At 58.9% G+C, this 22208-nt stretch carries 18 protein-coding genes and 6 tRNA genes; 22 read left to right on the top strand and 2 right to left on the bottom strand.

The window, feature by feature from the left end:
- Positions 1–53 precede the first annotated feature (53 nt).
- Positions 54–2090: an N-acetylglucosamine-specific PTS transporter subunit IIBC gene (gene nagE / locus EDY99_RS02790; protein WP_033642174.1), complete on the bottom strand. Its 2037-nt coding sequence runs from the start codon at positions 2088–2090 to the stop codon at positions 54–56.
- A 334-nt stretch (positions 2091–2424) separates the two neighbouring features.
- On the opposite strand from nagE, the gene nagB reads away from it, so the two are divergent.
- The 12 genes from nagB (at position 2425) to EDY99_RS02730 (ending at position 10849) form a co-directional block, all read left to right on the top strand.
- Positions 2425–3225, top strand: a complete 801-nt coding sequence (gene nagB / locus EDY99_RS02785; RefSeq protein ID WP_004939952.1) for a glucosamine-6-phosphate deaminase — start codon at positions 2425–2427, stop codon at positions 3223–3225.
- 18 nt (positions 3226–3243) lie between these two features.
- Positions 3244–4383 (top strand): N-acetylglucosamine-6-phosphate deacetylase, encoded by a 1140-nt coding sequence (nagA, locus tag EDY99_RS02780; protein ID WP_033642173.1) that lies wholly within the window; start codon positions 3244–3246, stop codon positions 4381–4383.
- Between the two features lie 27 nt (positions 4384–4410).
- Positions 4411–5631, top strand: coding sequence for an N-acetylglucosamine repressor (locus tag EDY99_RS02775; RefSeq protein ID WP_019454064.1), 1221 nt, complete (start codon positions 4411–4413; stop codon positions 5629–5631).
- A 67-nt stretch (positions 5632–5698) separates the two neighbouring features.
- Positions 5699–6451 carry an HAD-IIA family hydrolase gene (locus EDY99_RS02770; protein ID WP_004939957.1) on the top strand — a complete coding sequence of 251 codons (753 nt, stop codon included), beginning with the start codon at positions 5699–5701 and terminating at the stop codon, positions 6449–6451.
- Between the two features lie 190 nt (positions 6452–6641).
- The gene (locus tag EDY99_RS02765) at positions 6642–8084 is read left to right on the top strand and encodes a glycosyl hydrolase family 18 protein (protein WP_033642172.1); all 1443 of its coding nucleotides are present in this window, start codon (positions 6642–6644) and stop codon (positions 8082–8084) included.
- Positions 8085–8367: 283 nt separating this feature from the next.
- A complete protein-coding gene (gene asnB, locus EDY99_RS02760) occupies positions 8368–10032 on the top strand; it encodes an asparagine synthase B (RefSeq protein WP_033642171.1) in 1665 nt (554 codons plus the stop codon).
- Between the two features lie 218 nt (positions 10033–10250).
- Positions 10251–10327: transfer RNA gene (locus tag EDY99_RS02755), tRNA-Met, on the top strand.
- 16 nt (positions 10328–10343) lie between these two features.
- Positions 10344–10428: transfer RNA gene (locus tag EDY99_RS02750), tRNA-Leu, on the top strand.
- Between the two features lie 30 nt (positions 10429–10458).
- Positions 10459–10533: transfer RNA gene (locus EDY99_RS02745), tRNA-Gln, on the top strand.
- 44 nt (positions 10534–10577) lie between these two features.
- A tRNA-Gln gene (locus tag EDY99_RS02740) sits at positions 10578–10652 on the top strand.
- A gap of 41 nt (positions 10653–10693) precedes the next feature.
- Positions 10694–10770 (top strand) — tRNA-Met (locus EDY99_RS02735).
- A gap of 4 nt (positions 10771–10774) precedes the next feature.
- Positions 10775–10849: transfer RNA gene (locus tag EDY99_RS02730), tRNA-Gln, on the top strand.
- Between the two features lie 88 nt (positions 10850–10937).
- Here the strand turns inward: EDY99_RS02730 and ubiF are convergent.
- Positions 10938–12119, bottom strand: a complete 1182-nt coding sequence (gene ubiF, locus EDY99_RS02725; RefSeq protein WP_033642170.1) for a 3-demethoxyubiquinol 3-hydroxylase — start codon at positions 12117–12119, stop codon at positions 10938–10940.
- Between the two features lie 197 nt (positions 12120–12316).
- Here ubiF and miaB point away from each other — a divergent pair, with 197 nt between their 5' ends.
- From miaB to EDY99_RS02675, 10 genes are all read left to right on the top strand, one after another.
- The gene (gene miaB, locus EDY99_RS02720; RefSeq protein ID WP_033642169.1) at positions 12317–13741 is read left to right on the top strand and encodes a tRNA (N6-isopentenyl adenosine(37)-C2)-methylthiotransferase MiaB; all 1425 of its coding nucleotides are present in this window, start codon (positions 12317–12319) and stop codon (positions 13739–13741) included.
- A 119-nt stretch (positions 13742–13860) separates the two neighbouring features.
- Entirely contained in the window at positions 13861–14196 is a 336-nt protein-coding gene (locus EDY99_RS02715) for a zinc ribbon domain-containing protein YjdM (RefSeq protein ID WP_004939967.1), read from the top strand.
- A gap of 258 nt (positions 14197–14454) precedes the next feature.
- Positions 14455–15486 (top strand): PhoH family protein, encoded by a 1032-nt coding sequence (locus tag EDY99_RS02710; protein ID WP_170853105.1) that lies wholly within the window; start codon positions 14455–14457, stop codon positions 15484–15486.
- Positions 15483–15956, top strand: coding sequence for an rRNA maturation RNase YbeY (ybeY, locus tag EDY99_RS02705; protein ID WP_004939970.1), 474 nt, complete (start codon positions 15483–15485; stop codon positions 15954–15956). The genes EDY99_RS02710 and ybeY overlap by 4 nt, the downstream gene beginning before the upstream one ends.
- An 84-nt stretch (positions 15957–16040) precedes the next feature.
- Positions 16041–16919 carry a CNNM family magnesium/cobalt transport protein CorC gene (corC, locus tag EDY99_RS02700; RefSeq protein ID WP_025301851.1) on the top strand — a complete coding sequence of 293 codons (879 nt, stop codon included), beginning with the start codon at positions 16041–16043 and terminating at the stop codon, positions 16917–16919.
- 7 nt (positions 16920–16926) lie between these two features.
- A complete protein-coding gene (gene lnt, locus EDY99_RS02695; protein WP_123061444.1) occupies positions 16927–18456 on the top strand; it encodes an apolipoprotein N-acyltransferase in 1530 nt (509 codons plus the stop codon).
- Positions 18457–18851: 395 nt separating this feature from the next.
- Complete coding sequence (locus EDY99_RS02690) at positions 18852–19748, top strand: amino acid ABC transporter substrate-binding protein (protein ID WP_033642166.1); 897 nt, start codon at positions 18852–18854, stop codon at positions 19746–19748.
- 216 nt (positions 19749–19964) lie between these two features.
- Complete coding sequence (locus EDY99_RS02685; RefSeq protein ID WP_004939979.1) at positions 19965–20705, top strand: amino acid ABC transporter permease; 741 nt, start codon at positions 19965–19967, stop codon at positions 20703–20705.
- Positions 20705–21379: a glutamate/aspartate ABC transporter permease GltK gene (gene gltK / locus EDY99_RS02680; RefSeq protein ID WP_015376945.1), complete on the top strand. Its 675-nt coding sequence runs from the start codon at positions 20705–20707 to the stop codon at positions 21377–21379. The genes EDY99_RS02685 and gltK overlap by 1 nt, the downstream gene beginning before the upstream one ends.
- Complete coding sequence (locus tag EDY99_RS02675; protein ID WP_004939983.1) at positions 21379–22104, top strand: amino acid ABC transporter ATP-binding protein; 726 nt, start codon at positions 21379–21381, stop codon at positions 22102–22104. Before gltK ends, EDY99_RS02675 begins: the two co-directional genes overlap by 1 nt.
- The last annotated feature ends 104 nt before the right edge of the window (positions 22105–22208 follow it).

Raw genomic sequence — 22208 nt, 5'->3', positions numbered from 1 at the left:
AACTCCGCCATGATGCGTGTTCGGCCCCAGGCACTACTCAGGTAAAAACAGCCTTATTTCTGGATCTCATACAGCTTGGTCTGACCGGCGACTACAGAGCCGCTGGCCAGCGCCGCCAGGCCGGCGTACTCGTCAGAGTTGCTGACTACCACCGGGCTTATCATCGAACGCGCATTGGCATTCAGGTAATCCAGATCCAGTTCCAGAATCGGTTGACCGGCTTTCACTTCCGCGCCCTCTTCCACCAGGCGTTTGAAGCCCTGGCCTTCCAGCGCGACGGTGTCGATCCCCATGTGCACCACGATCTCGGCGCCCTTGTCGGTTTCCAGGCAGAATGCGTGGTTGGTATTGAAGATTTTCACCACGGTGCCGTCAGCCGGCGCCACCACGATCTTGTCGGTCGGGCGAATCGCCAGGCCGTCGCCTACCGCCTTGCTGGCGAAAGCTTCGTCCGGCACCTGTTCGAGCGCCACCACTTCGCCGGTCACCGGCGCCAGCAGCGTTTCAAACGCGGCTTTCGGCGCGTTCGGCACCGCCTGCGGTTTGGCTTCCGCGGCAGGCGCCGCCGCCGGGGCCACCGCTGCCGCTACCGGGCCGGCCGCAATCACGTTGCGCATTGCGCTGGCGATAAGTTCGGCACGGGTGCCGACGATCACTTGCACGCTCTGCTTGTTCAGGCGGATAACGCCCGACGCGCCGAGGCGTTTCGCCAATGCGTCGTTCACCAGCGCGGAGTCTTTCACGTTCAAACGCAGGCGGGTGATGCAGGCGTCGATGCCGGTCAGGTTGTCGGAACCGCCGATCGCGCCGACGTAACGACGAGCCAGGGTGGTGGTTTCGTTCTCGTCTTTACCGGCGTTGCTGTCGACGTTGACGTCGTAGCCGTCGGTTTCGTCACCGGCAACCGCCAGCTCGCGGCCCGGGGTCATCAGGTTGAATTTTTTGATGGTGAAGCGGAACACCACGTAGTAGATGACGAAGAACACCAGGCCTTGCGGGATCAGCATGTACCAGTGGGTCGCCAGCGGGTTGCGAGACGACAGCACCATATCCACCAGGCCGGCGCTGAAGCCGAAACCGGCGATCCAATGCATGCTGGCGGCGATGAACACCGAGATACCGGTCAGCACGGCGTGGATCACGTACAGCACCGGCGCCACGAACATGAAGGAGAATTCCAGCGGTTCGGTAATACCGGTAAAGAAGGCGGCGAAAGCGGCCGCCAGCATGATGCCCGCCACTTTGGCTTTGTTCTCAGGACGCGCGCAGTGGTAAATGGCCAGCGCCGCCCCCGGCAGACCGAACATCATGATCGGGAAGAAGCCCGCCTGATAACGGCCGGTGATGCCGACAACCGCTTTACCGGCTTCGATCGACTGCTGGCCGCCAAGGAAGTTAGGAATATCGTTGATGCCGGCCACGTCGAACCAGAACACCGAGTTCAGCGCGTGGTGCAGGCCGACCGGGATCAGCAGGCGGTTGAAGAAGGCGTAGATGCCCGCGCCGACCGAGCCCATTTTCTGAATGTGTTCACCGAAGTTCACCAGACCGTTGAAGATCACCGGCCAAATGTACATCAGGATGAAAGCCACCAGGATCATCAGGAAGGAAATGAGGATCGGCACCAAACGGCGGCCGCTGAAGAACGACAGCGCCTTGGGCAGCTCGACGCCGCTGAAGCGGTTGTACACTTCGGCGGAGATGATGCCCACCAGAATACCGACGAACTGGTTCTGGATCTTGCCGAACGCGGCGGGCACCTGATCGAGCGGGATCTTCTGAATCATCGACACGGCGGCCGGGGAACAGAGGGTGGTCAGCACCAGGAAGCCGACGAAGCCGGTCAACGCGGCGGCGCCGTCCTTGTCTTTGGACATGCCGTAGGCCACGCCGATAGCGAACAGCACCGACATGTTGTCGATGATAGCGGAGCCGGATTTAATGAAGAAAGCGGCGAGCGCGTTGTCGCCGCCCCAACCAACAGGGTCAATCCAGTACCCGACGCCCATCAAGATGGCGGCGGCGGGCAGCGTGGCGACCGGCACCATCAGCGCCCGTCCCACCTTTTGCAAATAACTAAGAATGTTCACCTTTTCCCCCTATGTTGTCCGCGGACGGACCCTATTAGTAGTTTATTTGAAGCTCTCACTACCTTTTTAGAAACAGCGCTTGGCACGTATCACTCATGCCGAGTGTAAAAAATTTATTTTGTATCGCAAATTAAAACCTCCCTTTTTGTGATAAATATCACCAAAAAGTAGTCTTCACCTCCCAGATTGCTGGCCATCACACAAAACTTATTTTATCATTCAAAAAATCAACCGGACGGACGATTCACGCGAGAATCATAAAGCTGGGTTACGCTTACGACTCCCGCAGGCCCGTACAGTATAGCTTTAGTTTACTTATCCCAAGAGGTGTTAGATGAGACTTATCCCACTGAAAGATACCGCACAAGTCGGCAAATGGGCCGCGCGTCATATCGTTCAACGCATCAACGCATTCAAGCCAACCGCAGAGCGCCCGTTTGTTCTCGGCCTGCCCACCGGCGGCACGCCGCTGGAAGCCTACAAACATCTGATTGCGATGCACAAAGCAGGTGAAGTAAGCTTTAAGCATGTTGTGACTTTCAACATGGACGAGTACGTTGGCCTGCCGCAGGAACACCCGGAAAGCTATCACACCTTCATGTACCGCAACTTCTTTGATCACGTTGATATCCCTCGCGAAAATATCAACCTGCTGAACGGCAACGCCGCGGATGTCGACGCCGAGTGCCGCCAGTACGAAGAGAAGATCAAGTCTTACGGCAAAATTAACCTGTTCATGGGCGGCGTGGGCATCGACGGCCATATCGCGTTCAACGAGCCGGCTTCGTCCCTGGCTTCGCGCACCCGCATCAAAACGCTGACCGAAGACACCCGCATCGCCAACTCGCGCTTCTTCGGCGGTGACGTCAGCCTGGTGCCGAAATATGCGCTGACCGTCGGCGTGGGCACGCTGCTGGACGCGGAAGAAGTAATGATCCTGGTCACCGGCCACGCCAAGGCGCAGGCGCTGGAAGCCGCAGTGGAAGGCAATATCAACCACATGTGGACCATCAGCTGTCTGCAGTTGCACGCCAAAGCGGTAGTGGTGTGCGACGAACCGGCCACCATGGAGCTGAAAGTCAAAACCGTCAAATATTTCCGCGAGTTAGAAGCGGAAAGCGTTAAAAGTCTTTAATCTTTGCAGGGGGCTACGATGTTCGCTTTAACCCACGGCCGAATCTATACCGGCCACGACGTACTTGATGACCATGCAGTCATTATCGCTGATGGGCTGATCGAGAAAGTCTGCCCGGCGGCTGAATTGCCCGCCGGCATCGAAACGCGCGACCTGGGTGGCGCCATCCTGGCCCCCGGGCTTATCGACGTGCAGCTGAACGGCTGCGGCGGCGTACAGTTCAACGATTCGCTGGAAGCGATCTCGGAAGAAACGCTGGAGATCATGCAGCGCGCCAACGAGAAATCCGGCTGCACCAGCTATCTGCCGACGTTGATCACCAGCAGCGACGAATTCATGAAGCACAGCGTCGACGTGATGCGCGCTTATCTGAAAAAGCACCAAAACCAGGCATTGGGCCTGCACCTGGAAGGGCCATACCTCAGCCCGGTGAAAAAAGGCACCCACAATCCGGCGTTCATTCGCAAGCCGACCCAGGAAATGATCGATTACCTGTGCGCCAACGCCGACGTGATCACCAAGGTGACGCTGGCGCCGGAAATGGTTGAACCGCACTTTATCAAGCAGCTGACCGAGGCCGGCATCGTGGTCTCCGCCGGCCACTCGAACGCCACCTACGATCAGGCTCGCACCGGTTTCGCCGCCGGCATCAGCTTCGCCACCCACCTGTACAACGCCATGCCTTATATCACCGGCCGCGAACCGGGGCTGATGGGGGCAATCTTCGATACGCCGGAGGTCTATACCGGCATCATCGCCGACGGCCATCACGTGGCCTGGGCGAGTATCCGTAACGCCAAACGCCTGAAAGGTGATAAATTGGTCTTGGTCACCGATGCCACCGCGCCGGCGGGTGCAGATATTGACCAATTTATTTTCGCCGGTAAAACAATATACTATCGGGATGGGCTGTGCGTGGATGAGAACGGCACTCTGAGCGGTTCCGCGCTGACCATGATCGAAGCGGTGCGAAACAGCGTCGAGCATATCGGCATCGCGCTGGACGAAGCGCTGCGCATGGCGACGCTGTATCCGGCGCGCGCCATCGGCGTCGATCACCGTCTGGGCACCCTCGAAGCCGGCAAGGTGGCTAACCTGACCGCCTTCACCCGTGATTTCAAGATCACCAAAACGCTCGTTAACGGTAACGAGGTTTAATTCAATGAACAGCGAGTAAAATTATTGATGAGCACTGGCGGACAAGCACAAATAGGGAACGTTGACTTAGTCAAACAACTTAACGGCGCGGCAGTTTACCGCCTGATCGACCAGCAGGGCCCGATCTCGCGCATTCAGATTGCCGAACTCAGCCAGCTCGCCCCCGCCAGCGTCACCAAAATTACTCGCCAGCTGCTGGAGCGCGGGCTGATCAAAGAAGTCGATCAGCAGGCCTCCACCGGCGGCCGCCGCGCGATCTCCATCGTGTCGGAAACCCGTCATTTCCATACCGTCGCGGTGCGTCTCGGCCGCCACGACGCCACCATCACCCTGTATGACATGAGCGGCAAGTCGCTCAGCGAAGAACACTATCCGCTGCCGGAACGCACTCAAGAAACGCTGGAGAATGCGCTGTTCGCCGCCATCGCCCAATTCATCGACGCTAACCAGCGCCGCCTGCGCGAGCTGATCGCCATCGCGGTGATCCTGCCCGGCCTGGTGGATCCGGCGCTGGGCGTGGTGCGCTACATGCCGCACATCAGCGTCAGCAATTGGGCGCTGGTGGACAACCTGCAGCAGCGCTTTAACGTCACCAGCTTCGTCGGCCACGACATCCGCAGCCTGGCGCTGGCGGAGCACTACTTCGGCGCCACCCGCGACTGCGAAGACTCGATTCTGGTGCGCCTGCACCGCGGCACCGGCGCCGGCATCATCGTCAACGGGCAGATTTTTCTCGGCAACAACGGCAACGTCGGCGAGATCGGCCATATCCAGATCGATCCGCTGGGGGAACGCTGCCACTGCGGCAACTTCGGCTGCCTGGAAACCGTGGCCGCCAACGCCGCGATCGAACAGCGCGTGCGCCAGCTGCTGAGCCAGGGCTATCCGAGCAAACTGACGCTGGAAGACTGCGGCATCAACGCCATCTGCAAGGCCGCCAACCGCGGCGATCTGCTGGCCAGCGAAGTGATCGAACACGTAGGCCGCTATCTGGGCAAAGCGGTGGCCATCGCCATCAACCTGTTCAATCCGCAGAAGGTGGTGATCGCCGGTGAGATCACCGAAGCGGACAAGGTGCTGCTGCCGGCGATCCAGAGCTGCATCAATACCCAGGTGCTGAAGGACTTCCGCAAAAATCTGCCGGTGGTGACCTCCGAACTCAATCATCGCTCGGCGATCGGCGCTTTCGCCCTGGCCAAACGCGCGATGCTCAACGGCGTGCTCTTGCAGCGATTGCTGGAAAGCTGATCCGCCGCTTCTGGCAGGCGTGTTATCGTCACCCTTCGCCTGCCGTAATCATGAGAAACAGCGACAAATGAAAATCAAAAACGTTATATGCGATATCGACGGCGTGCTGCTGCATGACAATACGCCGGTTCCCGGCGCCGACCTGTTCCTGGCGCGCATCCAGGAACAAGGCATGCCGCTGGTGGTGCTGACCAACTACCCATCACAGACCGCACAGGATCTGGCGAACCGCTTCGCCGCCGCCGGGCTGGAAGTGCCGGAGAGCGCGTTCTACACCTCGGCGATGGCCACCGCCGATTTCCTGCGCCGTCAGGAAGGCAAAAAAGCCTATGTGGTCGGCGAAGGCGCCCTGATCCATGAGCTGTACAAAGCCGGTTTCACCATCACCGACATCAACCCGGACTTCGTGATCGTCGGAGAAACCCGCTCTTACAACTGGGACATGATGCATAAAGCCGCCTACTTCGTGAGCAACGGCGCGCGCTTTATCGCCACCAACCCGGATAGTCACGGCCACGGCTTCTCGCCGGCCTGTGGCGCGCTGTGCGCCCCCATTGAGAAGATCACCGGCCGCAAGCCGTTTTACGTCGGCAAGCCCAGCCCGTGGATCATTCGCGCCGCACTGAACAAAATGCAGGCGCACTCGGAAGAGACGGTGATCGTCGGCGATAACCTGCGCACCGACATTCTGGCGGGCTTCCAGGCCGGCTTGGAAACCGTGCTGGTGCTGTCCGGCGTCTCCACGCTGAGCGACATCGAAACCATGCCGTTCCGCCCGAGCTACGTCTACCCTTCCGTCGCCGATATCACCATCTTCTGATGCGGCCATGGCGGCCGCCCGGCCGCCATTATTTCCTTCTCCCTCAGCGTCAGTTTGAATTTAATTCGTTCATGGCCGTAAAAGGTTTCAGCCTGCCTGCGTTAAAAATCCTCATTATAACGTTACGCCCCGCCAATAGCTGATATTGCCGGCGAGCGGAAAACCCTTACCCCTAATTAATGAGGCTACCATGAGCACAAATAACACGATTAATGCCGTCGCCGCCGATGACGCGGCCATTATGCCGTCTATCGCCAATAAAAAGATCCTGATGGGTTTCTGGCACAACTGGGCCGCCGGCGCCAGTGACGGCTATCAGCAGGGCCAGTTCACCAATATGAACCTGACCGACATTCCCGCCGAGTACAACGTGGTGGCCGTCGCCTTTATGAAAGGCCAGGGCATCCCGACCTTCAAGCCTTACAACCTGTCCGATGCCGAGTTCCGCCGCCAGGTGGGCGTGCTGAACAGCCAGGGCCGCGCGGTGCTGATCTCCCTCGGCGGCGCAGACGCGCATATCGAGCTGAAAACCGGCGACGAAGACAAGCTGAAAGACGAGATTATTCGCCTGGTGGAAGTCTATGGCTTCGACGGACTGGATATCGATCTGGAACAGGCGGCGATCGGCGCCGCCAATAATAAAACCGTCTTGCCTGCGGCGCTGAAAAAAGTAAAAGACCATTACGCCGCCCAGGGGAAAAACTTTATTATCAGCATGGCGCCGGAATTCCCATACTTACGTGAAAATGGCACCTACCTGGATTATATCAGCGCCCTCGAAGGCTATTACGACTTTATCGCGCCGCAATATTATAACCAGGGTGGCGATGGCCTTTGGGTTGAAGAAATTAAAACCTGGCTGACCCAAAACGACGATACCAAGAAGGAAGACTTCCTCTACTACCTGACGGAAAGCCTGGTTACCGGCACCCGCGGCTATGCGAAGATCCCGGCGGCGAAATTCGTCATCGGCCTGCCGAGCAACAACGACGCCGCCGCCACCGGCTACGTGATCGATAAACAGGCGGTGTATAACGCTTTCTCACGTCTCGACGCCAAAAACCTGTCGATCAAGGGCCTGATGACCTGGTCAATCAACTGGGATAACGGCAAGAGCAAAGCCGGCGTCGCCTACAATTGGGAGTTCAAAACCCGCTATGCGCCGCTGATTCAGGGCGGCGTCACCCCGCCGCCGGGAAAGCCTAATGCGCCGACGGCGCTGACGGTCGCCGAGCTGGGCGCCACCTCGCTGAAACTGAGCTGGGCCGCCGCCACCGGCGCCTCACCGATCGCCAGCTACACCGTCTACCGCAACGGCAACCCGATCGGCCAAACCGCCGGTCTGTCGCTGGCCGACAGCGGTCTGACGCCGGCAACCCAGTACAGCTACTTCGTTACCGCGACCGACACCCTGGGCAATACCTCCCTGCCGAGCAGCGCGCTGGCGGTCAAAACCGCCAATGACGGTACGCCGCCCGATCCGGGCGCGCCCGAGTGGCAGAACAACCACAGCTACAAAGCCGGCGACGTCGTGAGTTATAAAGGCAAGAAATACACCTGTATTCAGGCGCACACCTCCAATGCCGGCTGGACGCCGGATGCCGCGTTCACCCTCTGGCAGCTCATCGCCTAATCGCTAATCGATTGCCGGTCAAACTGGCCGGCAATCCCGCCATCACGCTAAAAATTGCATAATCGATAATTTTTCACGCCGATAACTGAAAATCCGTTAAAAACCTCAGCTACGCAAACAACTATTTCTCAGCGCAGGGCTAAAACGCTTGCATCCTCTGCAGCTTTTGGCGCATTTTCATAACCACAGCGCAGCAAAACCGCGTTATCGCTGATAAATCGGCAATGCTGCCCATAACAGTAAAAACAACATCACAGTCATAAAAGCCCGTTAGGAGAGTTGTATGTGTTCTATTTTCGGTGTGCTCGATCTGAAGTCCGATCCCGTTGAACTGCGTAAGAAAGCGCTGGAGCTGTCACGTCTGATGCGCCACCGCGGCCCGGATTGGTCCGGCGTTTACGCCAGCGACAAAGCCATTCTGGCTCACGAACGCCTGTCGATCGTCGACGTCAACAACGGCGCTCAACCACTGTACAACGCTGCGCACACCCACGTTCTGGCGGTCAACGGCGAAATTTACAACCACCAGGCGCTGCGCCAACAGCTGAGCGACCGCTATGCCTTCCAGACCGGCTCCGACTGTGAAGTGATCCTGGCGCTGTATCAGGAGAAAGGCCCGGAGTTCCTCGACGATCTGCAAGGCATGTTCGCCTTTGCCCTGTATGACACCGAAAAAGACGCCTACCTGATCGGCCGCGATCACCTGGGCATCATCCCGCTGTATATGGGCCATGACGAACACGGCAACCTGTACGTTGCCTCGGAAATGAAAGCGCTGGTGCCGGTGTGCCGCACCATCAAGGAATTCCCGGCCGGCAGCTACCTGTGGAGCCAGGACGGCCAGATCCGCGAATACTATCGCCGCGACTGGTTCGATTACGACAGCGTCAAGGACAACGTGACCGACGCCGCCGCCCTGCGCACCGCGCTGGAAGAGTCGGTGAAAAGCCACCTGATGTCCGACGTGCCTTACGGCGTGCTGCTCTCGGGCGGGCTGGATTCCTCGGTCATTTCGGCGATCACCAAGAAGTACGCCGCGCGCCGCGTGGAAGATCAGGAACGCAGCGAAGCCTGGTGGCCGCAGCTGCACTCCTTCGCCGTCGGGCTGGAAGGCTCGCCGGATCTGCGCGCCGCGCAGGAGGTGGCCAACCATCTGGGCACCGTGCACCATGAGATCCACTTCACCGTGCAGGAAGGGCTGGACGCCATCCGCGACGTGATTTACCACATCGAAACCTATGACGTCACCACCATCCGCGCGTCGACGCCGATGTACCTGATGTCGCGCAAAATCAAGGCGATGGGCATCAAGATGGTGCTTTCCGGCGAAGGCGCGGACGAAGTGTTCGGCGGCTACCTGTACTTCCATAAGGCGCCGGACGCCCGCGAATTCCACGAAGAGACCGTACGCAAACTGCTGGCGCTGCACATGTTCGACTGCGCGCGCGCCAACAAGGCGATGTCCGCCTGGGGCGTCGAAGCCCGCGTGCCGTTCCTGGACAAGAAATTCCTCGACGTGGCAATGCGCATCAACCCGAAAGATAAAATGTGCGGCAACGGCAAAATGGAAAAACACATCGTTCGCGAATGTTTCGAGTCCTATTTGCCCGCCAGCGTGGCCTGGCGCCAGAAAGAGCAGTTCTCCGACGGCGTCGGCTACAGCTGGATCGACACGCTAAAAGAGGTGGCTGCGCAGCAAATTAGCGATCAACAGCTCGAAACCGCGCGTTTCCGCTTCCCGTACAACACGCCGACGTCGAAAGAAGGCTACCTGTACCGCGAAATCTTCGAGGAGCTGTTCCCGCTGCCGAGCGCCGCCGAATGCGTGCCGGGCGGCCCATCCGTCGCCTGCTCGTCCGCCAAGGCCATCGAGTGGGATGAATCGTTCAAGAAGATGGACGATCCTTCCGGCCGCGCCGTCGGCGTGCACCAGGCCGCCTATAAATAATCGTGCGGCATTTTCCCCGAGGCGGGCCTTTTGGCCCGCCTTTTTGTTGCCTTTTCCGCCCGCCAACTGCCTGAATTGCCGATTTTATCGCCATAATGTTCACAACCCAGACAAACGGCGCTTCCGGGCGCTTTTTCGGGAAAAAACTTGTTGACGCAAATCGGTCATATACGCATAATGCGCCCCGCAACGCCGATGAAGGCAAAGCAAAAAAAGAGGGCTACGTAGCTCAGCTGGTTAGAGCACATCACTCATAATGATGGGGTCACAGGTTCGAATCCCGTCGTAGCCACCATCTCTTTTTTGTATTTGCGGGAGTGGCGAAATTGGTAGACGCACCAGATTTAGGTTCTGGCGCCGCAAGGTGTGCGAGTTCAAGTCTCGCCTCCCGCACCATTTCTCTTCATCGTCGGCGCAGTATGTTGATGGGGTATCGCCAAGCGGTAAGGCACCGGTTTTTGATACCGGCATTCCCTGGTTCGAATCCAGGTACCCCAGCCATATTCTTTCGGGAACGGGGTTTCAACATAAGATTTGTTTGCAGGTGGGGTATCGCCAAGCGGTAAGGCACCGGTTTTTGATACCGGCATTCCCTGGTTCGAATCCAGGTACCCCAGCCATAACAAACTGCTTGCAAATCAAAGAAGTAAAAAGTAACATCGGCTACGTAGCTCAGCTGGTTAGAGCACATCACTCATAATGATGGGGTCACAGGTTCAAATCCCGTCGTAGCCACCATAATTGGGGTGTCGCCAAGCGGTAAGGCTCTGGTTTCTGATACCAGCATACCCAGGTTCGAATCCTGGCACCCCAGCCATATTTAGAAAAGCCCGCTTCGGCGGGCTTTTTGCTGTCTGCCGTTCAGCCAACCTTAAATAGGCCCAGCCACCGCTGAGCCCTGTCGGTTACAATCCCAAGGCGTACTTCAACGCATGCTCTTTCAGCTTGCCCGCCCGCTGCGCGGCCATCAGCGCCAGATTGCGCGCCACGGTCAGCGGCGCCAGGTTATTGCTGAAGGCGGTATAGAACAGATCCATGCCGCTCTGCATCAACAGATTGTCGGTACGGCGGCGGCGTTGATAGCGCAGCAGCACCGCCTCGCCGCTCCAGTCTTCTCCCTGCTCCCGCGCCTCGCTCAGCACGTTCAGCAAGGCATCCACATCGCGATACCCCAGATTGACGCCCTGCCCGGCCAGCGGGTTGATGGTATGCGCCGCATCGCCCAGCAGCGCCAGGCCCGGCAGCACGTAGCGCTGCGCATGACGGCGCGTCAACGGGAACGATCCGGCGGCATGCACCTTGACCGGGCCCAGTCGCGCCGGAAAAGCGGCGGCGATCTCGCGCTCCAGCTGCGCCGGCGGCATCGCCTGCAGTTGGCGAATGCGCTGCGGGCTGTCATACCACACCAGCGACGCCCAGCTGTCGTACAGCGGCAGGAAAGCGCGCGGCCCTGACGGGAAGAAGCGCTGCCAGGTCACATCCTGCTGCGGCGCGCCGGTATCGACGGTGATCAACATGCACGCCTGACGATACTGCCAGCCGTTGGTGCCGATCGCCGCCAGCTTGCGCACCTGCGAGTTGGCGCCGTCGGCGCCGACAACCAGCCGCGCCTGCAGCGTTTCACCGCTGTCCAGCGTCAGTTGCCAGGCCTTGTCCGCCCGCTGCAGCGATTGCAGCCTGGCGGGGCACAGCAGCGTCAAATTGGCGCACTGTGCGAACTGCTGCCACAGCGCCAGCTGCAAAATGCGGTTTTCCACCATAAAGCCCAACTCCGGCAGCCCCAGAGATAGCGCATCGAACGCCACGCGCGACGACGCCCATTCCCAGGTCTCCAGCCGGCGATACGGCACCGTGCGCATCGCCGTCACGGCGGGCCAGGCGCCGAGCTGTTTCAGCAGCCCCACCGAGGTGCAGCCGATAGCGGAAATGCGCAGGTCCGGCGGGCTTTGCGCCTCGAACGCCTGCGGCGCCTGATGTTCCAGCAACGCCACCGACCAGCCCGCCTGCGCCAGGCCCAGAGCCGCCGCCGCGCCGACCATGCCGCCGCCCACCACCACCGCGTCGTACCGATTTTGAGATGTCTTCATATTGGCTATGTTTTCTATGTGAATGCTCGCCATCCCACCCGACATGGCGTTTTGCGCAGTGTACCGGATTTTCGCTTCGGCTTCAGGTTGCATGCCATTTTCCCCCGCGCTGGTCACAACGGCGGCAAATGATTACAATACGCGCCCTGCATGTCGCGTAACGCAACTTTCGCTCCGCACTGAGTAATGGCAAGTCAATGACGAAAAAACTACATATCAAAACCTGGGGCTGCCAGATGAATGAGTACGATTCATCGAAAATGGCCGACCTGTTGAACAGCACGCACGGCTTCGAGTGGACCGACAACGCCGAGGAAGCGGACGTGCTGTTGCTGAATACCTGCTCGATCCGTGAAAAAGCGCAGGAAAAAGTTTTCGCCATGCTGGGGCGCTGGCGCTTGCTGAAAGAGAAGAACCCGTCTGTCATCATCGGCGTCGGCGGTTGCGTGGCCTCGCAAGAAGGCGAACTGATCCGCAGCCGCGCGCCTTGCGTCGACGTGGTATTCGGCCCGCAGACCCTGCACCGCCTGCCGGAAATGATCAACCACGTTCAGGGCACCCGCAGCCCGGTGGTCGATATCAGTTTCCCTGAGATCGAAAAGTTCGACCGCCTGCCGGAGCCGCGCGCCGAAGGCCCGACCGCGTTCGTGTCGATCATGGAAGGCTGCAACAAATACTGCACTTTCTGCGTGGTGCCATACACCCGCGGCGAGGAAGTGAGCCGCCCGAGCGACGACGTGCTGTTCGAAATCGCCCAACTGGCGGCGCAGGGCGTGCGCGAAGTCAACCTGCTCGGCCAAAACGTCAACGCGTACCGCGGCGCCACGCATGACGGCGATATCTGCTCGTTCGCCGAACTGCTGCGCCTGGTGGCCGCCATCGACGGCATCGATCGCATTCGCTTCACCACCAGCCACCCTATCGAGTTCACCGACGACATCATCGCGGTGTACGAAGACACGCCGGAGCTGGTCAGCTTCCTGCACCTGCCGGTGCAGAGCGGTTCGGATCGCATCCTGACCATGATGAAACGCGCCCATACCGCGCTGGAGTATAAGGCGATTATCCGCAAGCTGCGCAAGGCGCGCCCGAACATCCAGCTCAGCTCCGACTTCATCGTCGGTTTCCCGGGCGAGAGCCAGGCCGACTTCGAACAGACCATGAACCTGATCGCCGACGTCAACTTCGACGTTAGCTTCAGCTTCATCTATTCGTCGCGCCCCGGTACGCCGGCGGCGGACATGGTTGACGACGTCAGCGAAGAAGAGAAAAAACAGCGGCTGTATATTCTGCAGGATCGCATCAACCAGCAGGCGCTGCAGTTCAGCCGCCGCATGCTCGGCACCGTCCAGCGCATTCTGGTGGAAGGCACCTCGCGCAGAAGCGTGATGGAGCTGGCCGGGCGCACGGAGTGCAACCGTGTGGTAAACTTCGAAGGCACGCCCGACATGATCGGCCAGTTTGTCGACGTGGAAATTACCGAGGTGCTGACCAACACCCTGCGTGGCGCAGTGGTGCGCACCGAACAGCAGATGGATCTGCGCGTACATGAATCCCCGCAGTCGGTGATCGCCCGTACCCGCAAAGAAAACGCGCTGGGCGTCGGCATTTACCAGCCCTGACGCCGCGGCGGCTCGCATTATCGCCGCCCGTTCGCGCTACTCCTTACCGTTTCTCCGCCGGGCGTCCGCGCCCGGTGATGTTCTTTTTTTATTTTTTATTGTTGAAGAGGCGACATAACATGCAACTCCCACACTGCCCGAAGTGCAACTCCGAATACACCTACCAGGACAATGCCCTGTTCATCTGCCCTGAGTGCGCCCACGAGTGGAGCGACAGCGCCCCGGCGGAAGATCAGGACGCGCTGATCGTCAAAGACGCCAACGGCAACCTGCTGGCGGACGGCGACGCGGTCACCGTGATCAAGGACCTGAAGGTTAAAGGCAGCTCCTCGATGCTGAAGATCGGCACCAAGGTGAAAAACATTCGTCTGGTGGAAGGCGATCACAACATCGACTGCAAAATCGACGGCTTCGGCCCGATGAAACTGAAATCCGAGTTCGTGAAAAAGAACTGATTCTCGGCGGCCTTGTCCTATGATGACGCGGCGGGCTTTGCGCCCCGCCGCGTTTTTTCCTTATCTTCCCTTGAATTCCGCCGACGGCGCACAGATAGATCAGCGGTAAACTTGCGCCGTTGCGGCGCACCATGAATAATTCAAGAAAGAGAGTATTCAGGCTCGCCCTGAACGCGCGCGTCCCGGACGCGCTATGTGACATCAACCAGGCCCGATGTGACCTAGAGGAATAGTTTGAACGTCGCAACACAAGAAATTATGTTGGAGCCCGCAGACAACAAGCGTTTGCTCAGCCTGTGCGGCCCGTTTGATGACAACATCAAGCAACTCGAGCGCCGATTGGGCATCGAAATCAATCGTCGCGACAACCGCTTCAAGCTGGTCGGCAAAAACCTGTGCGTGGTCGCCGCCGCCGATATCCTGCGCCATCTGTACGTGGATACCGCGCCGATTCGCGGCGTGATCCCGGATATCGATCCGGAGCAAATCCATCTGGCGATCAAAGAGAGCCGGGTGCTGGAACAGGTGGCGGACAGCGTGCCGGATTACGGCAAGGCGGTCACCATCAAAACCAAGCGCGGCATGGTGAAACCGCGCACGCCTAACCAGGCGCAGTACATCGCCAACATTCTCGATCACGACATCACCTTCGGCATCGGCCCGGCCGGTACCGGCAAAACTTACCTGGCGGTCGCCGCCGCGGTGGATGCGCTGGAACGCCAGGAAATTCGCCGCATTCTGCTGACCCGTCCTGCGGTCGAAGCCGGCGAAAAGCTGGGCTTCCTGCCGGGCGATCTGAGCCAGAAGGTTGATCCTTATCTGCGCCCGCTGTACGACGCCCTGTTCGAAATGCTGGGCTTCGAGCGCGTGGAGAAGCTCATTGAGCGCAACGTGATCGAAGTCGCGCCGCTGGCCTATATGCGCGGCCGTACGCTGAACGATGCCTTTATCATTCTGGATGAGAGCCAGAACACCACCATCGAGCAGATGAAGATGTTCCTGACGCGCATCGGCTTCAACTCTAAGGCGGTCATCACCGGCGACGTCACCCAGATCGACCTGCCGCGCAACCAGAAATCCGGCCTGCGCCACGCGGTGGAAGTGCTGTCGGACGTGGAAGAACTGAGCTTCAACTTCTTCCACAGCGAAGACGTGGTGCGCCACCCGGTGGTGGCCCGCGTGGTCATCGCTTATGAGGCCTGGGAAGCGGCCGAACAGAAACGCAAAGACGCAATTGCCGAACAACGTAAGCGCGAGGCGCTCGCCGCCTCCGAGCAGGAGACACCATGAGTCAGGTGATTTTGGATCTGCAGATTGCCTGTGAAAGCAGCGACGGCCTGCCGGATGAAGCCACGTTCCAGCGCTGGCTGGAAGGCGTGCTGCCGCAATTTCAGGAAGAGGCCGAGGTGACCGTACGTCTGGTGGACGAAGCGGAAAGCCACGAGCTGAACCTGACCTATCGCGGCAAAGACAAGCCGACCAACGTGCTCTCTTTCCCGTTCGAGGCTCCGCCGGGCATCGAACTGCCGCTGCTCGGCGATCTGATCATCTGCCGCCAGGTGGTTGAACAGGAAGCGATTGAGCAAGGCAAGGCGCTGGAGGCCCACTGGGCGCATATGGTTGTCCACGGCAGCCTTCATCTGCTAGGGTATGACCACATCGAAGACGATGAAGCCGAAGAAATGGAGTCTTTGGAAACCGAAATCATGCACGGACTGGGCTATCCTGATCCGTACCTGGCGGAAAAAGACCCCGTCTGACGTCAGCCGTTTACCTTACAGCCCCTAACGGGGCTGTCGCTGACGCCCCTTAACTCTGACATGAGTGACAGTAACGAAAACGCCATGAGCGACGACCATTCACAAAGCAATGACAGCCCCAGTCCCAAGAAGGGGTTCTTTACTCTTATCCTTAACCAGCTGTTCCACGGCGAACCCAAAAACCGTGGCGATCTGGTCGAGCTGATCCGTGATTCCGAACAAAACGACCTGATCGATCCCGATACCCGCGACATGCTGGAAGGCGTGATGGATATCGCCGAACAGCGCGTGCGCGACATCATGATCCCTCGCTCCCAGATGGTGACGCTCAAGCGCAACCAGACGCTGGAAGAGTGCCTGGACGTGATTATCGACTCCGCCCACTCGCGCTTCCCGGTGATCAGCGAAGACAAAGATCACATCGAAGGCATCCTGATGGCCAAGGATCTGCTGCCGTTCATGCGCGCAGACTCCGAGCCGTTCAGCATCGACAAGGTGCTGCGCACCGCAGTGGTGGTGCCGGAAAGCAAGCGCGTCGACCGGATGCTGAAAGAGTTCCGCTCCCAGCGCTATCATATGGCGATTGTCATTGACGAATTCGGCGGCGTGTCCGGCCTGGTCACCATCGAAGATATCCTGGAACTGATCGTCGGCGAGATCGAAGACGAATACGACGACGAAGACGATCTGGATATCCGCCAGCTCAGCCGCCACATGTACACCGTGCGCGCGCTGGCCCCGATCGAAGACTTCAACGACGCCTTCGGCACCCATTTCAGCGACGACGAGGTCGATACCATCGGCGGTCTGGTGATGCAGGCCTTCGGCCACCTGCCGGCGCGCGGGGAAACCATTGAAATCGAAGGTTACCTATTTAAAGTTGCCATGGCCGACAGTCGACGTATTATCCAGGTTCATGTGAAAATTCCGGACGATTCTCCACCACCGAAACTGGAAGATTAAATCCAACATGGCTAAAGCCTCATTACTTGAACGCCAGCGGGTTCGCGCCCTGCTGGCGCTGTTGTCAGGTGCCGGCGGGACGCTGGCGTTCTCGCCCTACGACTTCTGGCCCGCGGCCATCGTCTCCCTGTTCGGCCTGCTGGCCGTCACCCTCAATCGCACCACCAAACAGTCCGCCCTGCTTGGCTTTGTCTGGGGCTTCGGGCTGTTCGGCAGCGGCATCAACTGGGTGTATGTCAGCATCGCTGATTTCGGCGGCATGCCCTTCGCCGTCAACGTTTTCCTGGTGGTGCTGCTCGCCGCTTACCTGTCGCTGTATACCGGGCTGTTCGCCGGGCTGCTGACGCGCCTGTGGCCGGCTACCCGCTGGTGGCGGCTGGCCATCGCCGCGCCGGCGCTGTGGCAGGTGACCGAATTCCTGCGCGGCTGGGTGCTGACCGGCTTCCCGTGGCTGCAGTTCGGCTACAGCCAGATCAACGGCCCGCTGAAAGGCATCGCGCCGCTGCTGGGCGTCGACGCCATCACCTTTGTGCTGATGGCCATCGCCGGCCTGCTGGTGTACGCCGTCAATCAGCGCCGCCTCTCGGCGGCGGTGATCGCCGCCGCGCTGCTGTTGTTGCCATGGCCGCTGCGCCAGCTGCAGTGGTTTACTCCGCAGACGGATAAAGCGGTGAATGTCGCCATGGTGCAAGGCAACATCGCTCAATCGATGAAATGGGATCCGAAAGCGCTGGTCAGCACGCTGCAAACCTATCTGGACGAAACCCGTCCCTACATGGGTAAGGCACCGATCGTTATCTGGCCGGAATCCGCCATCCCGGATTATGAAGCCAATCAGAACGGCTTCCTGACGATGATGGACGACCTGATGCGGGCGAAGAACAGCAGCCTCATCACCGGCATCGTCGACGTGCGCGCCACGCCGCAGGGCCAGCAAATCTACAACAGCGCCATCGTGCTCGGTGAACCGACGCCGTACAGGTACCCGGCCAACGATCGCTACAACAAGCACCACCTGGTGCCGTTCGGCGAGTTCGTGCCGCTGGAGACGCTGCTGCGGCCGCTGGCGCCGTTCTTCGACCTGCCGATGTCCTCCTTCAGCCGCGGCGACTACGTACAACCGCAGCTCAGCGTACGCGGCTACAACCTGACGGCGGCCATTTGCTACGAAATCGTGTTGGGCCAGCAGGTGCGCGATAACTTCCGCCCGGACACCAACTTCCTGCTGACCATCTCCAACGACGCCTGGTTCGGCCACTCCATCGGCCCATGGCAGCACTTCCAGATGGCGCGCATGCGGGCGCTGGAACTGGGCCGGCCGCTGCTGCGCAGCACCAACAACGGCGTCACCGCCGCAGTGGACGCGAACGGCGACGTGATCGCCGAGATCCCGCAGTTCACTCGTCAGGTGCTTGAAGTGAAGGTCACACCGACCACCGGCGTCACGCCTTACGCGCGTTTCGGCGCCGCGCCGCTGTGGGTGATCACCCTGTTGCTGGGCGGTTGGGCGCTGATGTTGGGCCTGCGCCGCAAATAGTCCTGTTCGCCGGGGCGCGCCCGCCGCGCCCCGCGTTTCCGTAAACGTTCCCCCACCTCGGTCAGAAAACGTCGTTAAATCAACGCGGCTGGCACACTCCTTGCTTTATCTAAGGTGACATCGCACGTCGGTTAACTTTTGCTGACGTTTTGTCGCACCCGTGCACATTTTGGAGGCGCCGAACGCACCATGCAGGTGCATCGGGGTTTGGTTGCATTGATTTGGTGCGCGCGGCGTCTCAAAAAATGAAACATTTTAGTTTCAAGATATTCACAATCGGTTATTTTTTAACGGCTATCCGTTCTAAGACTATCTTTATAACCTGAGCAATAAATAGTCGATTTAAACCTGACGCTCTTTAGTCAGAGCCACCACAACAGCAAAGGAGTTGGACCATGCAAATGCGTAAATTGGCGTTATCGTTACTGCTGCTCGGTATGGCAGGTAGCGTAGCGCACGCGGAAGACCTGACCGGTACGCTGAAGAAAATCAAAGACAACGGCGTTATCGTTGTCGGCCACCGCGAATCGTCTGTGCCCTTTTCCTACTACGACAACCAGCAAAAAGTTGTGGGCTACTCTCAGGACTACTCCAACCAAATCGTTGAAGCCGTTAAGAAAAAGCTGAATGCACCGAATCTGCAGGTGAAAATGCTGCCGATTACCTCGCAGAACCGCATCCCGCTGCTGCAAAACGGCACCTATGACTTCGAATGCGGTTCTACCACCAATAACGTAGAGCGCCAGAAACAGGCCGCCTTCTCCGACACCATCTTTGTGGTCGGCACCCGCCTGCTGGTGAAGAAAGGCTCCGACATCAAAGACTTTAAAGACCTGGCCGGCAAACCGGTGGTGGTCACCTCCGGCACCACGTCCGAAGTGTTGCTGAACAAACTGAACGACAGCGACAAAATGAACATGCGCATCATCAGCGCCAAAGACCACGGCGACTCCTTCCGCACCCTGGAAAGCGGCCGCGCGGTGGCCTTCATGATGGATGACGCCCTGCTGGCGGGCGAGCGTGCCAAAGCCAAGAAGCCGGATCAATGGGAAATCATCGGCACGCCGCAGTCGAAAGAAGCCTACGGTTGCATGCTGCGTAAAGACGATCCTGAGTTCAAGAAACTGGTCGATGACACTATCGCCCAGGCGCAAACCTCCGGTGAAGCGGCCAAGTGGTTTGATAAATGGTTCAAGCAGCCTATCCCACCGAAAAACCTCAACATGAACTTCGAGCTGTCGGACGACATGAAGCAACTGTTCAAAGCGCCTAACGACAAAGCGTTGAACTGACTCAATAGAATAAAGCCGGGGCGGCCGCCAAGCCAAACCGGCCCAGTTGATGACTGGGACAGACAGGAATGAGGGGGGCCGTTCCCCTCCCTCATTTTCCCCAAGGCGCGTCACCGATCTCCGCACACAACAAGCCAGCCCGACTGGCCGCACGGCGATCGGCGCCTATCAAGTCATCACTCTTCGGCGCCCTGCGCCCGTTTATCGGAGTTTGTTATGTCAATAGATTGGAACTGGGGTATCTTCCTGCAGCAGGCCCCGTTTGGGAACACCACTTACCTCGGCTGGATCTGGTCCGGCTTTCAGGTCACGGTGGCCCTCTCCGTCTGTGCATGGATTATCGCTTTCTTCGTCGGTTCGCTGTTCGGTATCTTGCGTACCGTGCCCAACCGCTTTCTTTCCACTCTCGGCACCTGTTACGTCGAACTGTTCCGCAACGTGCCGCTGATCGTGCAATTCTTTACCTGGTATCTGGTGATCCCCGAGCTGTTGCCGGCCAATATCGGCACCTGGTTCAAGACCGAGCTGGATCCCAACGTGCAGTTCTTCGTCTCTTCCATGCTCTGTCTGGGGCTGTTTACCGCCGCCCGCGTTTGCGAGCAAGTGCGCGCCGCCATTCAATCCCTGCCGCGCGGCCAGAAAGCCGCCGGGTTGGCGATGGGCCTGACGCTGCCGCAAACCTACCGCTACGTGCTGTTGCCGAACGCCTACCGGGTTATCGTGCCGCCGATGACCTCGGAGATGCTCAACCTGGTCAAAAACTCCGCCATCGCCTCCACCATCGGACTGGTGGACATGGCCGCACAGGCCGGCAAGCTGTTGGATTACTCCGCACACGCCTATGAATCCTTTACTGCCATTACGCTGGCTTATATCGGCATCAACGCCGTGATCATGCTGTTTATGCGTCTGGTCGAAAAGAAAGTGCAGTTGCCTGGCAACCTGGGGAGTAAATAATGTACGAATTTGACTGGGCGTCGATCGTCCCAAGCTTCCCTTATCTGCTGCAGGGCATGGCGATCACGCTGAAGATCACCGTGACCGCCATCGTGGTCGGCATTCTGTGGGGTACCGTGCTGGCGGTGATGCGTCTGTCGCCGTTCAAGCCCATCAGCTGGTTCGCCACCCTGTATGTTAACCTGTTCCGCTCGGTGCCGCTGGTGATGGTGCTGCTGTGGTTCTATCTGGTGGTTCCAAGCTTATTACAACAGGTTCTAGGCCTGTCGCCGAAAACCGATATTCGCCTGATCTCGGCTATGGTAGCCTTTTCCCTGTTTGAAGCGGCCTATTACTCGGAAATCATCCGCGCCGGTATCATCAGCATCTCGCGCGGCCAATCCTCCGCCGCGTTGGCGCTGGGCATGACGCATTGGCAATCCATGCGGCTGGTGATCCTGCCGCAGGCGTTCCGCGCCATGGTGCCACTGCTGCTGACCCAGGGCATCGTCCTGTTCCAGGATACCTCGCTGGTTTACGTACTGAGCCTGGCCGACTTCTTCCGCACCGCATCGACCATCGGCGAACGCGACGGCACCCAGGTTGAAATGATCCTGTTCGCCGGCTTTGTCTATTTTGTTATCAGCCTCGCCGCCTCGGCGCTGGTAAGCTATTTGAAGAAAAGGACTGTTTGATGATATCCCTGAAAAATGTTTCCAAGTGGTACGGTCACTTTCAAGTGTTGACCGATTGCACCACCGAAGTGAAAAAAGGCGAAGTGGTCGTCGTCTGCGGTCCTTCAGGCTCCGGCAAGTCCACCCTGATCAAAACCGTCAACGGCCTGGAGCCGATCCAGCAGGGAAGCATCCTGGTGAACGGCACGCCCGTTAACGACAAGAAAACCAACCTGGCGCAGCTGCGCGCCAAGGTCGGCATGGTGTTCCAACACTTTGAACTGTTCCCGCACCTGTCCATTATCGACAACCTGACGCTGGCGCAGGTAAAAGTGCTCAAGCGCGACAAGACCGCCTCACGCGAGAAGGGCCTGAAGCTGCTGGAACGCGTCGGCCTGTCCGCCCATGCCAACAAGTTCCCCGGTCAGCTCTCCGGCGGCCAGCAACAGCGCGTCGCCATCGCCCGCGCGCTGTGCATGGATCCGATCGCCATGCTGTTCGACGAACCGACCTCGGCGCTCGATCCGGAAATGATCAACGAAGTGCTGGACGTGATGGTCGAGCTGGCGAACGAAGGCATGACCATGATGGTGGTGACCCACGAAATGGGCTTCGCCCGCAAGGTGGCGAACCGCGTGATCTTTATGGACGAAGGCAAAATCGTCGAAGACCGCAACAAAGACGATTTCTTCAACAACCCCGAGTCCGATCGCGCCAAGGACTTCCTCGCCAAGATCCTGCACTAAGTTCTCACTATGCGCCCCGCCAGGGGCGCATCTTTTCTCCCGGCACGAAAAGCGCTTGTATCTCCTCGTTTTTGATCCGATGCTCGCCGGATAACAAACAGAGG

Source organism: Serratia sp. LS-1 (assembly GCF_003719595.1).
GTDB lineage: Bacteria > Pseudomonadota > Gammaproteobacteria > Enterobacterales > Enterobacteriaceae > Serratia > Serratia ureilytica.
Note: the sequence above shows the minus strand (reverse complement) of the source record. Positions and strands in the feature narration are given on the sequence as shown.

Excerpts from the sequence above, each read along its gene's own strand:
- nagB (WP_004939952.1), top strand. The coding sequence starts at position 2,425 with ATGAGACTTATCCCACTGAAAGATACCGCACAAGTCGGCAAATGGGCC.
- nagA (WP_033642173.1), top strand. The coding sequence starts at position 3,244 with ATGTTCGCTTTAACCCACGGCCGAATCTATACCGGCCACGACGTACTT.
- EDY99_RS02775 (WP_019454064.1), top strand. The coding sequence starts at position 4,411 with ATGAGCACTGGCGGACAAGCACAAATAGGGAACGTTGACTTAGTCAAA.
- EDY99_RS02770 (WP_004939957.1), top strand. The coding sequence starts at position 5,699 with ATGAAAATCAAAAACGTTATATGCGATATCGACGGCGTGCTGCTGCAT.
- EDY99_RS02765 (WP_033642172.1), top strand. The coding sequence starts at position 6,642 with ATGAGCACAAATAACACGATTAATGCCGTCGCCGCCGATGACGCGGCC.
- asnB (WP_033642171.1), top strand. The coding sequence starts at position 8,368 with ATGTGTTCTATTTTCGGTGTGCTCGATCTGAAGTCCGATCCCGTTGAA.
- ubiF (WP_033642170.1), bottom strand. The coding sequence starts at position 12,119 with ATGAAGACATCTCAAAATCGGTACGACGCGGTGGTGGTGGGCGGCGGC.
- miaB (WP_033642169.1), top strand. The coding sequence starts at position 12,317 with ATGACGAAAAAACTACATATCAAAACCTGGGGCTGCCAGATGAATGAG.
- EDY99_RS02715 (WP_004939967.1), top strand. The coding sequence starts at position 13,861 with ATGCAACTCCCACACTGCCCGAAGTGCAACTCCGAATACACCTACCAG.
- EDY99_RS02710 (WP_170853105.1), top strand. The coding sequence starts at position 14,455 with ATGTTGGAGCCCGCAGACAACAAGCGTTTGCTCAGCCTGTGCGGCCCG.
- ybeY (WP_004939970.1), top strand. The coding sequence starts at position 15,483 with ATGAGTCAGGTGATTTTGGATCTGCAGATTGCCTGTGAAAGCAGCGAC.
- corC (WP_025301851.1), top strand. The coding sequence starts at position 16,041 with ATGAGCGACGACCATTCACAAAGCAATGACAGCCCCAGTCCCAAGAAG.
- lnt (WP_123061444.1), top strand. The coding sequence starts at position 16,927 with ATGGCTAAAGCCTCATTACTTGAACGCCAGCGGGTTCGCGCCCTGCTG.
- EDY99_RS02690 (WP_033642166.1), top strand. The coding sequence starts at position 18,852 with ATGCAAATGCGTAAATTGGCGTTATCGTTACTGCTGCTCGGTATGGCA.
- EDY99_RS02685 (WP_004939979.1), top strand. The coding sequence starts at position 19,965 with ATGTCAATAGATTGGAACTGGGGTATCTTCCTGCAGCAGGCCCCGTTT.
- gltK (WP_015376945.1), top strand. The coding sequence starts at position 20,705 with ATGTACGAATTTGACTGGGCGTCGATCGTCCCAAGCTTCCCTTATCTG.
- EDY99_RS02675 (WP_004939983.1), top strand. The coding sequence starts at position 21,379 with ATGATATCCCTGAAAAATGTTTCCAAGTGGTACGGTCACTTTCAAGTG.